This window comes from Trebonia sp. (assembly GCF_030042015.1).
Lineage (GTDB): Bacteria > Actinomycetota > Actinomycetes > Streptosporangiales > Streptosporangiaceae > Trebonia.
Genome location: NZ_JASIAL010000089.1, coordinates 1 through 13,671 on the forward strand (window position 1 = coordinate 1; position 13,671 = coordinate 13,671).

General features: G+C 71.4%; 12 protein-coding genes. 6 read left to right on the plus strand and 6 right to left on the minus strand.

Annotation, left to right across the window (positions count from 1 at the left end; all coding sequences use genetic code 11):
- The coding region (gene glnA / locus Q1N79_RS04330) for a type I glutamate--ammonia ligase (protein WP_300604708.1) at positions 1 to 1,248 on the plus strand (1,248 nt) is incomplete at its 5' end.
- A 27-nt stretch (positions 1,249 to 1,275) separates the two neighbouring features.
- Here the strand turns inward: glnA (Q1N79_RS04330) and Q1N79_RS04335 are convergent.
- Entirely contained in the window at positions 1,276 to 1,401 is a 126-nt protein-coding gene (locus Q1N79_RS04335; protein ID WP_300604711.1) for a hypothetical protein, read from the minus strand.
- 200 nt (positions 1,402 to 1,601) lie between these two features.
- Here Q1N79_RS04335 and Q1N79_RS04340 point away from each other — a divergent pair, with 200 nt between their 5' ends.
- Complete coding sequence (locus tag Q1N79_RS04340; RefSeq protein ID WP_300604714.1) at positions 1,602 to 2,078, plus strand: deaminase; 477 nt, start codon at positions 1,602 to 1,604, stop codon at positions 2,076 to 2,078.
- Between the two features lie 25 nt (positions 2,079 to 2,103).
- Here the strand turns inward: Q1N79_RS04340 and Q1N79_RS04345 are convergent, their stop codons facing one another.
- Positions 2,104 to 3,210 carry a hypothetical protein gene (locus tag Q1N79_RS04345; RefSeq protein WP_300604716.1) on the minus strand — a complete coding sequence of 369 codons (1,107 nt, stop codon included), beginning with the start codon at positions 3,208 to 3,210 and terminating at the stop codon, positions 2,104 to 2,106.
- Between the two features lie 273 nt (positions 3,211 to 3,483).
- On the opposite strand from Q1N79_RS04345, the gene Q1N79_RS04350 reads away from it, so the two are divergent.
- The 3 genes from Q1N79_RS04350 to Q1N79_RS04360 all read left to right on the plus strand — a co-directional run bounded on the left by Q1N79_RS04350 (position 3,484) and on the right by Q1N79_RS04360 (position 6,064).
- Positions 3,484 to 3,912 (plus strand): type II toxin-antitoxin system HicB family antitoxin, encoded by a 429-nt coding sequence (locus Q1N79_RS04350; protein ID WP_300604719.1) that lies wholly within the window; start codon positions 3,484 to 3,486, stop codon positions 3,910 to 3,912.
- 56 nt (positions 3,913 to 3,968) lie between these two features.
- The gene (locus tag Q1N79_RS04355) at positions 3,969 to 4,784 is read left to right on the plus strand and encodes a GNAT family N-acetyltransferase (protein WP_300604722.1); all 816 of its coding nucleotides are present in this window, start codon (positions 3,969 to 3,971) and stop codon (positions 4,782 to 4,784) included.
- Positions 4,785 to 4,861: 77 nt separating this feature from the next.
- Positions 4,862 to 6,064, plus strand: a complete 1,203-nt coding sequence (locus tag Q1N79_RS04360) for a hypothetical protein (protein WP_300604725.1) — start codon at positions 4,862 to 4,864, stop codon at positions 6,062 to 6,064.
- 200 nt (positions 6,065 to 6,264) lie between these two features.
- Here Q1N79_RS04360 and Q1N79_RS04365 read toward each other — a convergent pair whose 3' ends face one another.
- On the minus strand, positions 6,265 to 9,528 hold the full coding sequence (locus Q1N79_RS04365) for a bifunctional [glutamine synthetase] adenylyltransferase/[glutamine synthetase]-adenylyl-L-tyrosine phosphorylase (RefSeq protein WP_300604728.1): 3,264 nt from the start codon (positions 9,526 to 9,528) through the stop codon (positions 6,265 to 6,267).
- 305 nt (positions 9,529 to 9,833) lie between these two features.
- Between Q1N79_RS04365 and Q1N79_RS04370 the strand changes: the two genes are divergently transcribed.
- Complete coding sequence (locus tag Q1N79_RS04370) at positions 9,834 to 10,544, plus strand: hypothetical protein (RefSeq protein WP_300604731.1); 711 nt, start codon at positions 9,834 to 9,836, stop codon at positions 10,542 to 10,544.
- Between the two features lie 5 nt (positions 10,545 to 10,549).
- Here the strand turns inward: Q1N79_RS04370 and Q1N79_RS04375 are convergent, their stop codons facing one another.
- The 3 genes from Q1N79_RS04375 to Q1N79_RS04385 form a co-directional block, all read right to left on the minus strand.
- The gene (locus Q1N79_RS04375; RefSeq protein ID WP_300604734.1) at positions 10,550 to 11,392 is read right to left on the minus strand and encodes an alpha/beta hydrolase; all 843 of its coding nucleotides are present in this window, start codon (positions 11,390 to 11,392) and stop codon (positions 10,550 to 10,552) included.
- Positions 11,393 to 11,431: 39 nt separating this feature from the next.
- Positions 11,432 to 12,793 (minus strand): type I glutamate--ammonia ligase, encoded by a 1,362-nt coding sequence (gene glnA, locus Q1N79_RS04380; protein ID WP_300604736.1) that lies wholly within the window; start codon positions 12,791 to 12,793, stop codon positions 11,432 to 11,434.
- A 92-nt stretch (positions 12,794 to 12,885) separates the two neighbouring features.
- On the minus strand, positions 12,886 to 13,671 hold a 786-nt coding region (locus Q1N79_RS04385; protein WP_300604739.1), incomplete at its 5' end, for a PP2C family protein-serine/threonine phosphatase.

Genomic DNA, 13,671 nt, shown 5'->3' on the forward strand with positions numbered 1-13,671 from the left:
TTCCAGCAGATCCACGAGTCGGACATGCTCCTGCTGCCGGACCCCGCCACTGCGGTGCTCGACCCGTTCCGGCAGCACAAGACGCTGAACCTCACGTTCTTCGTGCACGACCCGCTGACGGGTGCCCCGTACACCCGCGACCCGCGGAACATCGCGCGCAAGGCGCAGGACTACCTGATCGGCACGGGGATCGCGGACACCTCGTACTTCGGCCCGGAGGCGGAGTTCTACATCTTCGACTCGGCTCGCTTCGCCACCGGCCCGAACGAGGGGTACTACCACATCGATTCGGTCGAGGGCGCCTGGAACACCGGACGGGACGAGGCCGGCGCCAACCTCGCTTACAAGCCCAGGTACAAGGGCGGCTACTTCCCGATCCCGCCGATGGACCACCTCACCGACCTGCGGTCGGAGATGGTCAGGAACCTCATCGCGTCCGGCATCGAGGTCGAGATGCAGCACCACGAGGTGGGCACCGCCGGGCAGGCCGAGATCGACATCAAGTTCAGCCCGCTGCTTTCGATGGCGGACAAGCTGATGCTGTACAAGTACGTCGTCAAGTCCACCGCCCGGGCCGCGGGCAAGACGGTGACGTTCATGCCGAAGCCGCTGTTCGGCGACAACGGCAACGGCATGCACTGCCACCAGTCGCTGTGGAAGGACGGCGCGCCGCTGTTTTTCGACGAGGTCGGCTACGGCGGCCTCTCGGACATCGGCCGGTGGTACGTGGGCGGGCTGCTGAAGCACGCCCCCTCAATGCTGGCGTTCACCAACCCGACCGTGAACTCCTACCACCGCCTGGTGCCCGGCTTCGAGGCCCCGGTCAACCTGGTGTACAGCCAGCGCAACCGGTCCGCCTGCTGCCGCATCCCGATCACCGGCACGAACCCGAAGGCCAAGCGGATCGAGTTCCGCGTGCCCGACCCGTCCTGCAACCCGTACCTCGCGTTCGCCGCGATGCTGATGGCGGGCCTGGACGGCATCAAGAACAAGATCGAGCCGCCGGAGCCGGTGGACAAGGACCTGTACGAACTGCCGCCGGACGAGGCCGCCGCGATCCCGCAGGTGCCGGGCTCGCTGGAGACCGTCCTGGCCAACCTGGAGGCCGACAGCTCGTACCTCAGCGAGGGCGGCGTGTTCACCGACGACCTCATCGAGACCTGGATCGACTACAAGCGCTCGAACGAGATCGACGCGGTGCGGCTGCGCCCGACCCCGCACGAGTTCGAGCTGTACTTCGACTGCTGACGGTTTAGGTTGTCCTGACCTGCTGTTTCAGGGTTCCGCCGTGGCGCTGTTCCGCCGCTGTTCCGTCCGGCGGGCGGTGAGCACGGCGTCGACGGCGGCCCTGGTCGACTCGTCGCGGTCGGGCCAGATGCGGCTGTAGGTGTTCGGGCTCATCAGCCAGCCACGAGCCGCCGGGCCCCGCCGCCGCCATCATGGCCGGCGGGGACGAGCTACCCGATGCTGCCCGGCGTCTCGTGCGCGGCCGCGACCGGCCGCGTCGCGGTCGGTCAGAGTCCGGTCCGCTGACCGTGGAGTAGATCGGGTGCGCGGCCCTGGCGTGGGACAATTGCGGCAGTACGAAGCCGGAGGCGTCGATGACCAGCCAGGACGACGAACGCTGGATGAACCTGGCTGTCGAGCTGGCCTGGCAGTGCCCGCCGTCGGACGCCGCGTACTCCGTCGGCGCGGTCATCGTCGCCGCGGACGGCACCGAACTATCCCGCGGTTTCTCCCGCGAGACCGACCCGCACGTGCACGCGGAGGAGTCGGCGCTCGGCAAGCTCGCCGGCGGCGATCCGCGGCTGGCCGGCGCGACCATCTACAGCACGCTTGAGCCATGTTCCGCGCGCAAGTCCCGGCCGCGCACCTGCACCCAGCTGATCATCGCCTCAGGTCTGCGGCGGGTCGTCATCGGCTGGCGCGAACCAAGCCTGTTCGTCGCGGACTGCCGGGGGGTGGAGCTGCTCGGGCAGGCTGGGCTTGACGTCATCGAGCTGCCTGATTTCGCCGAGCGGGCCGCCGCGCCGAACAGGCACCTGGCAGGTCCAGGCGGGTTGGTCCTGCCGAGCTAGCAGCGGGCGACGTCGGTCACCGCGCCTATCCCGCGCACGACGACCCGGACGCACAGGACGACTCGATTGTGTACCGGCTCATCGTGAACGTCTCAGGGACGCCTCCTGTGGAGCAGATCTCCCAGCCGAAATCGATCTGGTTCAGCCCGGAATCACCCGGGATGTATCCGTTGCGGGCCAGGTAGTTGAGCATCGACAGGACGTCCACGGTCCCTGACGTCTCGTTGCCTTCCAGGAGGAACGAAATCGTCCCCTTGGCGCCCTTCGCGACTGAATCCCAGATCTGGAAGGTCTGGCCGTCGAAGGTGGCGGTGCCAAGATCGGTCCCGAGGGGAGTGGTGGTGCGATGGTCGTCCACCCAGATCATGATCTCCTCGGCATAGTTCCCGGTGGCAGCATCTCCCGTCCAGATGTCGTACGCGGCCTCGTTGTCCCCGCCCGAGGGCATCGACTCGGTGAAGCTGCTGGTAATCGACGAGAAGTGCGAAAGGCTGTTGGGGGTGTCGCTGGTCGTCGTGTAGATCACCTGGGTGTCGGGGTAGGAGACCACCGCGGTGTTGGCGGCCGGCATGTCGGCCGAGACGCTCCAGTCGCCCGGGCTGAACGCGGTGAGCGTCTGGGAGGCGCCCTGGATCGGGTTCCACTCGTCCTGGATCACGAACGTGTCGTCGCCGCTGCTGCTGTCGGTGATGCCCGCGTAATCGTAGGGACCGCACGTGCCGTTGTCAGCGGTCTTCACGCACGCCGCCCCCGATGCGCTCGGCGGCGTGGCGGCGGGTGTGCCGGCCGCGGCGGTCGGTGTGCTGCTGGCCGCCGGCTTGGCGGCCGGCTTCGAAGCCGGCCGCGGGCTGGCGGATGATGCCGGGTCGGACTGAGCCGCCCACTGGACCAGAACCGACTTGGCGGGGCACTTGGGGGCCACGGCCACCGACACGCGGGTGAGCTTCCCGGACGCCAGGCAGGCGTAGACGGTCGTGCCGTGACCGGATCCGCTCGCTGCCGCGGTCAAGTTCACTGCCTGCGGAGTGCGCTTACCGGCCATGACATACCCGCCGTAGGCCGCTGCCACGACCAGGCACACCACGACGGCAGCCAGCGGAACGAGCCTCCTGGAATTACCGTGAGCAGCCATCTGCCCTCCTCAACTTCAGGAGTGCTCCCCTGAGTGAAGCCAGACAGAGAGCGGGGAGCCCGGCCGGGGGGTCGGCCGGGGCTCTTACAGTACGCGCGTCCGCGAACTTAAGAGATGAAAACGTTACATTCGCGCTACCAACTCGTGAGCAGCGCGGCGGGTCCGCACGCCCGCGTCGCCGTCGAGAGCTACTGGCCGGTAGTATCGGTTTCAATCACCGCGCGGGGGGAACCACGTGGCAGCTCGACGACCGGTCACTTAAAGGGGGCGCTGATGGAGACGACGACCTACAGCGCTCTTTGCGAGCGCGCCGGGCGCTGGTGGACAATCCGGGTTCCGCAAGTGGACGGGCTGACCGCCCAGGTGCGCAGCCTCGACCAGGCCGAGATAGTGACCAGGCAGTCGATAGCGCGGTTCCTCGGCATCCCGCCGGAGTCGATCCGGGTCGAGGTGATCCCGGACGCGCCCGCGCCCGTGGCGCGGGCGCTGCAGGCGCGGCACGCCGCCAGGCAGGCCGCGCACGCCGCCGGGCAGGCAACCCGGGCGGCCCTCGAGGCGCTGGCGCGCGAGGGGTGCCCCTTTCACGACGCGGCCACGCTGCTCGGCCTGACGCCCGCCGAGATCGACCACTACGGCCCTGCCGAGGCCGCCATGCCCGGCCTGCGCGATGACTCGGGCTCGCTGGAAACGGCCGGCCAGTAGGTGACCGGTAAAGGGCATTGGCGGGCCGCGCTCGCACCCGTAAGGTAAGTACTGCTGTGAGCGAGTACGAGGTCATTGAGCGGATAGACGCCTTCTGCGACGCCATGCCAAGGCAGCGGACCCGTGCCGAAGTCATCGGCCCGCTCGTGCTGTTCGTCCCGGTAGGGCCGGGCTGGCCGTACTACGCACGGCCGCGGGTGGATGAGCGGCTGCCGGTGACAGCCGGCGATGTCCGTTCTGTTCGGGCCCGCCAGCGGGAACTGCTGGTCCCTGAGTCGTTCGAGTGGATCGAGCAGACCGCGCCGGGCATGGCGGACGCGGCGGCCGCGGCCGGCCTGCAGGTGCACGCGCACCCGCTGCTCGTGCTCACCGAGCTCGGGCCGCCGCCGGCGGTGCCGTCGACGATCTCGATCCGGGTGATCACGCCGGGCGACCCGCAACTCGACCTCGTGTGGGCGGTGCCAGGGGTCGCGTTCGGGCATCCGGGGACGGATATCGGCGAGGCCGGGGTGGTCGAGCGCGACAAGATCGCCGCCGACCACGACGGCGGGACCATCGAGATGCTGCGAGAGCGGCTGCGGTCGGGCCAGTCGGTTCTCGCCGCCGCGTCCGGTCCGAACGGTCCGCTCGCGGCCGGCAGCTACCAGCTCGTGGACGAAGTCGCGGAGATCACCGGGGTCGGCGTGCTGCCCGCCAGCCGCCGCCGCGGCCTGGGCGCGGCGGTCACCCACGCGCTGGCCGCGGACGCCCTGGCCCGTGGCGCGCGCACCGTGTTCCTGTCGGCGACCGACGCGACGGTGGCGCGCGTCTACGCCCGGCTCGGGTTCCGCGAGATCGGCACGGCCATGATTGGCGAACCGCCCGGCGCCTGAGGTGCTTGTCCGGGATACTTGAGCCGCCCGGCGGACTTCCCTGCCGGCCATTCCCGCGAATGGCAGGTGCTCCCATGATGAGACGCTTTCTGCGGCTCACGGTCCCTGTGCTGGTCGCGGCGGTCGCCGCCGTGGCCATGACGCCCGCCGCTGCCACCGCGGCCGGCGCCCCTGGGTGGCGGATCGTCCAGGTGCTGCCCAACATGACGGTGGACGGCGTCACGGCCCTCGGGGCGGCGGACGCCTGGCTGAGCGGCGATTCGTGTGGCAACGCGCAGTGCAGCACGGACACCCTGATCGTGCGGCACTGGGACGGCAAAGCCTGGCGCGCGGTGACGCCGCCAAAGGCGTTCATCGACAGCCCGATCGGTCAGGGCGCCGGGCCGGTAGTGGCGACCTCCGCGTCGAACGCGTGGGTCTTCGCATACCGCGGAAAAGACGAGGTCGACTACACGGACGCCCTGCACTGGACGGGCAAGGGGTGGGCGGCCCCGGTCGAGCTCGACATGAACATCGCGTCGGCCGTCGCGCCGTCGGCCTCCGACGTCTGGGCCTTCGGCGCGCCAGAATCCTCCACGGCGTTCGCCTACGTCGCGCATTACAACGGCAAGACCTGGACACAGGCGCCGTTCCCGATCATGGTGACCTTCGCGAGCGCGCTGTCCCCGAGCGACATCTGGGTGGCCGGCGCCGCCAATAGCCAGCTTGGGCCCTCTTCTTTTGCCATCGAGCACTGGAACGGGCACGTGTGGCAGAAGACGCCCCTGCCCGACCTTGGCATCGCGGCGGGCACTCCTGCTGCCATCGCGGGCATCACGGCCGTTGCCGCACGCGACGCCTGGGCGGAGGTTGCCGTGCTCTATCCACCATGCTCCGCCCGGCCGGATGGTGCCGCGGCGAAGCCATCATGCACCGCCCCGGCTGATGACGGCGTGGCGAACTCCGCCAGCGACAGCTCCGTGAACACGTACCTGCTGCACTGGAACGGCACGGCGTGGACGCGGGTCGCGTTCCGCTACCCCGGGATGGCGGTCACGCCCGCGGTCTCGGACGGCCACGGCGGAATCTGGCTGACCGTCGACGTCATCTCCGGCTCGAGCAGCACGCTCTGGTTCTGCCACTTCAGCGACGGGCGGTGGACCAGGACGGCCGTGCCGAAGGAGCGCGGCAAGCAGCCTAGCGTGGTGTACCTGAGCTGGATTCCCGGCACCCGGTCGCTGTGGGCGGCGGGCACGGACACGGCCGGCAATGGATCGTCCATCCTCAAGTACGGCCCGTGAGAGTTCGGGCGTGGCAGGCTGGCTGAGGCCCGGACGGCTGTCAGGCGGCGGTCTCAGATAGTGGGACGGCACCGCAGACTTAGGACCCGGGGCGCAGGTGTAATGTCCGTTTTATGCGGATTTTCGGCTGCCGTTCGGGTCCTATCTTGGCCGGCGACCGCGGACCGCGCCCGGTATGGGTGGTTTGCCCGGTCCCGCGGTTAGCCGTAGAAGAGGCGGTCCATGACCGCGCGGGCGTGGCGGGCGGTGCGGCGGTAGTCCTGTTCGAGGGCCTGGGCCGGGGTGTCACCCCAGGCGGCTGGGGCGCCGGAGGCGCCAGGGCCGCCGGGGGCGCCGGGGGCGCCGGAGAACCCAGGGGCGCCGGGGGACCCAGGGGCGCCGGGGCCGCCGCCCGGCCCGGGGCCCCCGTTGCCGGCGGGAGCCGCGAAGCCCTTGTAGCCGAGCAGGCGGGCGACCGCGGTGAGCTCGTCGTGCCGGGTGGGCAGCGAGTCGCCTGGGCGGCCGCGGACCAGCATGATCGCGTTCCTGATCCGGCTGGCGAGCTCCCAGGACGCGCCGAGGGCGGCCGCGTCGGCCGCGGTGACCAGGCCAGCGTCCGCCGCCGCGCGCAGCGCCTGCAGCGTCCGCGTGGTGCGCAGCTCGGGGACGGCGAAGGCGTGCCGGAGCTGCAGCAGCTGCACCGTCCACTCCACGTCGGACAGCCCGCCGGGGCCGAGCTTGAGGTGCAGCGCGCGGTCGGCGCCGCGCGGGATCCGTTCGGCCTCGACCCGCGCCTTGATCCGCCTGATCTCCCTGACGGCCTGGTCGGCGATCCCGCCGGCCGGGTACCGGCAGGAGTCGGCGACCGCGATGAACGCCGCGCCGAGCCCAGCGTCGCCGACGGCGAACTCCGCGCGCAGCAGCGCCTGGAACTCCCACGGCGCGGCACGCCGCTCGTAGTAGGCGCGGCAGGCCGCCAGGCTGCGCACCAGCGGCCCCTGCCGCCCCTCCGGCCGCAGGTCCGCGTCCACGAGCAGCGGCGGGTCAGGGGCCGGGATCTGCAGCAGCCGGCGCAGCTCCGCCCCGACCGCCTGCGCCGCGTCGTGGGCCGCCCGGTCGCCTTCGCCATCGCCGGCCGACAGGGCGAGGCCGGGCAGCGGGTCGTGCACGAAGATCACGTCGGCGTCGCTGCCGTAGCCGCTCTCGTGCCCGCCGTAGCGGCCCATCGCGATCACCGCGAACCGGGTCGGCAGCGGCCTGCGCAGCTCGATCTCGATCTTGGCGATCGCGGCGGCGAGCACCGCGTCCAGCGTCGCCGTCGTGATCGCGGTCAGCGCCTCCCCCACCCCGGACAGGCTGTTCTTTCCTGTCGGCCCAAACCAGGCGGGGAGCCCGAGCACGTCCGCCGCCGCCACCCGCAGCAGCTCGCGGCGGCGCACGGACCGCACCGCGACCGCCGCCGCCTCGGCATCGGCTTCGTGCCGCTTGGCCGCCGCCATCATCTCCGAACGAAGCGGGCCGGCTCCCCTGGGCACAAGCTCCGCGTCGTCGGCGAAGATGGCCACGGCTTCTGGTGCCCGCAGCAGCAACCCGCTCGCGTACCGGCTCGACGCCAGCACGCAGGCGATCCGCTCCGCCGCCTTGGTCTCGTCACGCAGCAGCCGCAGGAACCAGGGCGTCTCCCCCAGCGCCTCACTGACCTGCCGGAACGCGAGCAGGCCCTGATCCGGCTCGGCGGCGTCGGCGAACCAGCCGAGCAGCACGGGCAGCAGCGTCCGCTGGATCGCCGCGCGGCGGCGCAGCCCCGAGGTCAGCGCCTCGATGTGCCGCAGCGCGCCCGCCGGGTCGCGGTAGCCGAGCGCCTCGAGCCTGGCCCTGGCCGCCTCCGGGGTGAGCCGGGCCGCGTCGGACGGCAGCCTGGCGACCGCGTCGAGCAGCGGGCGGTAGAACAGCTTCTCGTGCAAGCGGCGCACCTGGAGGGCGTGCCTGCGCCAGGCGTCGATGAATGCCTCTTCGGGAGAAAGCACGGGACCGTTCGGGATATCGGAAAGGGACATCGCCCGGCCCAGCCTGCGAAGTACGGCGGGGTCCTCGGGGAGGGTGTGGGTTCGCCGCAGCTGGTAGAGCTGGAGCAGATGCTCGGCCTGCCGCAGGAACCGGTACGCGGTGGCCAGGTCCTCGGCGTCCGCGCGGCCGACGTAGCCGCCCGCGGCCAGGGCCTTGAGCGCGGGGAGCGTGGCGGGGACGCGCAGCCGCTCGTCGGTCCTGCCGTGCACGAGCTGCAGCAGCTGCACGGCGAACTCGATGTCGCGCAGCCCGCCTGGGCCGAGTTTGAGCTCGCGGCCCGCCATGTTCTTCGGCAGCGTGGACACGACCCGCTGGCGCATCGCCTGCACGTCCTCGACGAAGTTGTCCCGCTGCGACGCCTCCCAGACCAGCGGGGCGACGACGCCCGCGTACTTCTCGCCGAGCGCCATGTCGCCGGCGACCGGGCGGGCCTTGAGCAGCGCCTGGAACTCCCAGGTCTTCGCCCAGCGGTCGTAGTACGCCTGGTGGCTGGCCAGCGTGCGGACCAGCGGGCCGTCGCGGCCTTCTGGGCGCAGGTTCGGGTCGACGGGGAAGATGCTGCCTTCGGGGGTGGAGCGCTCGCAGGCCCGGATCAGGCCGCCGGCCAGCCGGTTCGCCGTCCTGAGGGCGGCCTCGTCGCCGCCCGCCCCGGCCGGCTCGGCGACGAAGATCACATCGACGTCGCTGGCGTAGTTGAGCTCGCGGCCGCCGCACTTGCCCATGGCGATCACCGCGAGCCGGCAGGGCGCCGCGTCCGCGGGCAGCTCGGCCCTGCTGATGGCCAGGGCCGACTCAAGGACCGCGGCGGCGATGTCGGCGAGTTCCTCCCCTGCCTCGTCCACGGACGCGACCCGGGTCAGGTCGCGGGCGGCCAGATGCAGGACGCGGCGGCGGTAGGCGGCGGCGAGGTGCTGCGCGGGATCGGTCTTCCCGTCCGCGCGGGTCGCGGCCGGTTCGTCCGCGTCCGGGTCAGCGCCGACGGCGCGCAGCAGTTCGGCGCGGATTTCGGCCGGGCCGGGACGGTGGCGCGCGCCGGGGCCGCGCAGCACCATGCAGTCGTCCGGGTGCCTGACGAGGTGGTCGGCGAGCGCCTTGCTGACCCCGAGGACGGCGGTCAGCCGCGTGCGGAATGCGGAGTCGTCGCGCAGCGCCTTCAGGAGCGCGCCGGCGGCGGGCGAGCCAGGGGCGGTGGGCGCGGTGCGCGGCGGGGGCCGCCCGGCGGCGCGGGTGGCGATGCGCTCGGCGATCCGGGTCAGCCCGTCGAGCGCGAGGTCGGGGTCGGCCGCGGCGGCGATCGCCGCGAGCAGCGGATCGTCGTCGGTCACGCCCAGGTCGGCGAGCTGCCGCTGCGCCCTCGCGACGTCGGCGAACCCCATCCGGGCCAGCCAGCCGGTCAGTGAGGTGCGCGGTCCGCTCACGCTGTGAGCGTATAACGGCAAGGCGACCTGCCGGGAACACGCGTGCGCGAGGCGCGGCCGGCCGAGCGCTCCCGCGGTACCTGAGCGCCCCATTAGTCCCACTAGTATGACTTTGGACACTTTATGCGTGTACAAATCGGGCATTCCGGGCGCTAAATGGTCACAGAGTGTGCAAAGTCGCCCGTCGGGGGCCATTGTGACTAGCGGATGCCCGTACCGGAGCCCGGCGGCGGGCCGGGCAGCACCCACGATGCCGGACGTCGCGGCGATTCCGCGGCTGACCGCTTGGTGGCAGAATGCGCCACGTGTCCACACGTTGGCGCGCGACGGCGGCGCTCGCGGCTGCCGCGTGCGCTGCTGCCCTGCTGGCCGCCGGCTGCGGGTCGCTCAGGCAGATCGGCGCGGGCTCGCACTCGCCGCCCGCGACGACGTTCACGATCACGGCGCGCGTGACCGCCGTGGTTGTCAACGGCGGCGCGTCGAGCGTCACCGTCACCGGCGGCGATCGCGGCACGGTCCTCGTATCGCAGCGGTTGTCCTACACCAAGACGCCGCCCGCCACGTCCCGGCGGCTCGTCGGCACGACGCTGACGCTCTCCTACTCGTGTCCAGCGCAGCTGGTGTGCGGGGTGGCCTACGACGTTCAGGTGCCGGCCGCGGTAGCGGTGACCGTGGACACGCGGGCAGGCGCGGTCACGCTGACCGCACTGGCCGGCCCCGTCAGCGCGCAGACCTACGCCGGGCTGATCACCGCGGTTAACCTCAGCTCGCGAACCGCCGGGCTGAGGTCCGACGTCGGCGGCATCGACGCCACGTTCTCGGCCGCGCCGATGTCGGTCAGCGCGGCGACGAACATCGGCCCCATCGCCTTGACCCTGCCGGACTCGGCGTCCTACAAGGTCAGCGCGCACACCTACGTCGGCTCGAGCACGGTCACCGTGGCCAAGAGCGCGGCGTCGTCTCACGTGATCACCGTCAGCTCCGACCTGGGCAGCATCACGATCAGCCCGGCCTGATGCGATCAGAGCGCCGCGAGTATCTCCGCCGCCATGACGTCCGGGTATTCAAGCGGCGCGAAGTGCCCGGCGCCGTCGACGAAGCGCAGCCGGACGTCGCTGAAGAACTCGCCAAGCCGGTCCGACCAGTCCCGGGGGAACAGGGGATCGTGCTCGGGCCACAGCACGGTGGTCGGCGCGGCGAGCCGGTCGCCCGGAGCGGGCGCCGTCTCTGACAAGGCGGCGGCCGCTGTGCCCCCGCCGGCGCGGTACCAGCTGATCGACGCGGTGAACGCCCCGGCCGGACCGTAGACGGAAACCAGGTGGTCGAGGTCCGCCTCCGCGAGTTCGAACCCGGGGCCTGACCAGTGCGCCCAGAAGTGGCGCAGGTACGCCCGGACCGCTTCTGGCTTGCCGTCGATCAGCTCCCCGGCCAGGGGCAGGCGGTGGAACGACTGGTACCAGAACTCCCGCAGCGGCCCCGCGGCGAAAACCCGCGTGCCCACGCCTGGCACGGGCGGGGTGATCACCAGTGCCTTGACCAGCTCCGGCCGCTTGCGCGCCAGGGCCTGCGCGATCCGGCTGCCGATGTCGTAGCCCGCCACGACGGGCCGGCGCAGGCCGAGTTCGCCGATCAGCGCGGCGACGCTGCGCGCCTGCGCCACCGCGTCGTACTGGCTCCTTGGGTCGGCGGCGTGCTTGTCCGACTCGCCGAAACCGCGCAGGTCGGGCACCAGCACCTGGCAGCCGCCGAGCCGGGGGACGAGTTCCCTGTAGTCGGTGCGGTCGCCTGGCCAGCCGTGCAGCAGCACCACGGCAGGACCGGAGCCGACACGGTCATAGGCCAGTTCGAATCCGTCGACTGCCACGAGGCGCCACGCGTCCGTTCGGGATGATGATTGTGACCTTTAAAGCATGGGGAGGTAGCGGTCCAGTTCATAGCGGCTGACCTGGCGGCGGTATTCGGACCATTCGTCCCGCTTGTTGCGCAGGAAGAAGTCGAAGACGTGCTCGCCGAGGGTCTCCGCGACCAGCTCGCTGTTCTCCATGACCTTGATCGCCTCGTTCAGGTCGGCCGGGAGCGGCTTGATGCCCAGGGCGCGGCGCTCGGCGGAGGTCAGGGCCCAGACGTCGTCTTCGGCGCCAGGGGGGAGTTCGTAGTCCTGCTCGATGCCGTTCAGGCCCGCGGCGAGGATCACCGCGAACGCGAGATACGGGTTGCACGCGGCGTCGACCGAGCGGAACTCAACCCGGGTCGAGTTGCCCTTCTGCGGCTTGTACATGGGCACCCGGACGAGCGCGGACCGGTTGTTGTGCCCCCAGCACACGTAGGCCGGGGCCTCGCCGCCCGCGCCGGCGGTCGCCTCCGCGCCGCCCCACAGCCGCTTGTAGGAGTTCACCCACTGGTTGCAGACCGCGGTGATCTCCTGCGCGTGCCGCAGCAGGCCCGCGATGAACGCGCGCGCCGTCTTCGACAGCTGGTATTCGGCGCCGGCCTCGTAGAACGCGTTCTGGTCGCCCTCGAACAAGGACACGTGGGTGTGCATGCCCGAGCCGGGGTGTTCGGTGAACGGCTTGGGCATGAACGTGGCCCAGACGCCCTGCTCGATCGCGACTTCCTTCATCACCAGGCGGAACGCCATGATGTTGTCGGCGGTCGTCAGCGCGTCGGCGTAGCGCAGGTCGATCTCCTGCTGGCCGGGCGCGCCCTCGTGATGGCTGTACTCCACCGAGATGCCCATCGCCTCGAGCATCGTGATCGACGTGCGCCGGAAGTCGTGGGCGATGCTGTGCGGGGTGTGGTCGTAGTAGCCGCCTGAGTCGATCGGCACCGGGACCACGCTGGTCTCTGGCTTGTCCCGCAGCAGGAAGAACTCGATCTCGGGATGGGTGTAGAACGTGAAGCCCATCTCGCTTGCCTTGCTCAGGTTGCGCTTGAGCACCCAGCGCGGGTCGGCGTAGCTCGGTGAGCCGTCCGGCATGAGGATGTCGCAGAACATCCGCGCGACCCCGGGGTACTCGCCGCGCCACGGCAGCAGCTGGAACGTCGACGGATCCGGCCGGGCGATCATGTCCGACTCGTGCACCCGGGCGAAGCCCTCGATCGCCGAGCCGTCGAAGCCGATGCCGTCGGCGAACGCGCCTTCGAGTTCGGCCGGGGCGACCGCGACCGACTTGAGCGCGCCGAGCACGTCCGTGAACCAGAGCCGGACGAAACGGATGTCCCGCTCCTCGAGCGTGCGCAGCACGAATTCTTCCTGCCTGTCCACGGCTATCACCTTAAACGTTTCTCACCGATAGTTCACCGGCCCGCGGTCGGGCCACGCTACCAGCGTCATTCCCCGGGCGCGTTTCCGCCTGGTTACGTTCCGGTGATCGTTGCGCGGGGGCCGGCGGCAGGGGCGCCGGGCCAGGCGGCCGGGGCGCGGACCAGGAGCAGCGCCGCGTCGTCCTCAAGCGGCGCGCCCGCGTGCCGCAGCAGGTCGGCGCGCAGCAGTTCAAGCAGGGCCGCCGTGCCGTCGTCGTCCGGCGTGGCCGGCCTGGTCGCGCCGGGGGCCGCCGCGAGGGCGGCGAGGCGCTCGTCCAGCGGGTAGAACACGTGCTCGCGGTCGCGCGCCTCCGTGACGCCGTCGGTGTAGAGAAGGAGCTGGTCGTTCGGCCTGAAGGGGAGGCTGCGGCCCGCGCCTGAGCCGTCCCCGAGGGTGAGCAGCCCGAGCGGCGGCGCGGGCGCGGGCACCTCAAGGACGGTGACGCCGCCGGGCGAGATCAGGATGGGCGGCGGGTGCCCGCAGGAGTAGATCGTCAGCCGGCCGCCGGCTGGATCGATCTCCGCGAGCAGGGCGGTGACGAACTCCTCGTGCTGCCCCCAGCGGCGGGCCAGCCCGGCGTCGAGCCTGCGGGCGAGTTCGGCGAGCGTGTGCACCTCGTGGGCTACCTCGCGGTACATGCCGAGGACGTCGGCGGCGACCTCGACCGCGCCCAGGCCCTTGCCGCGCACGTCGCCCATGATCAGCCGGATGCCGTGCGGCGTCACCGTCACGTCGTACAGGTCGCCGCCGACCTTGGCGTCCGCGGCCGCGGCGAGGTAGACGACGCCGAGCTGGAGCGGGCCGAGCTGCCGCGGCAGCGGCCGCAGCACCGCGCGCTG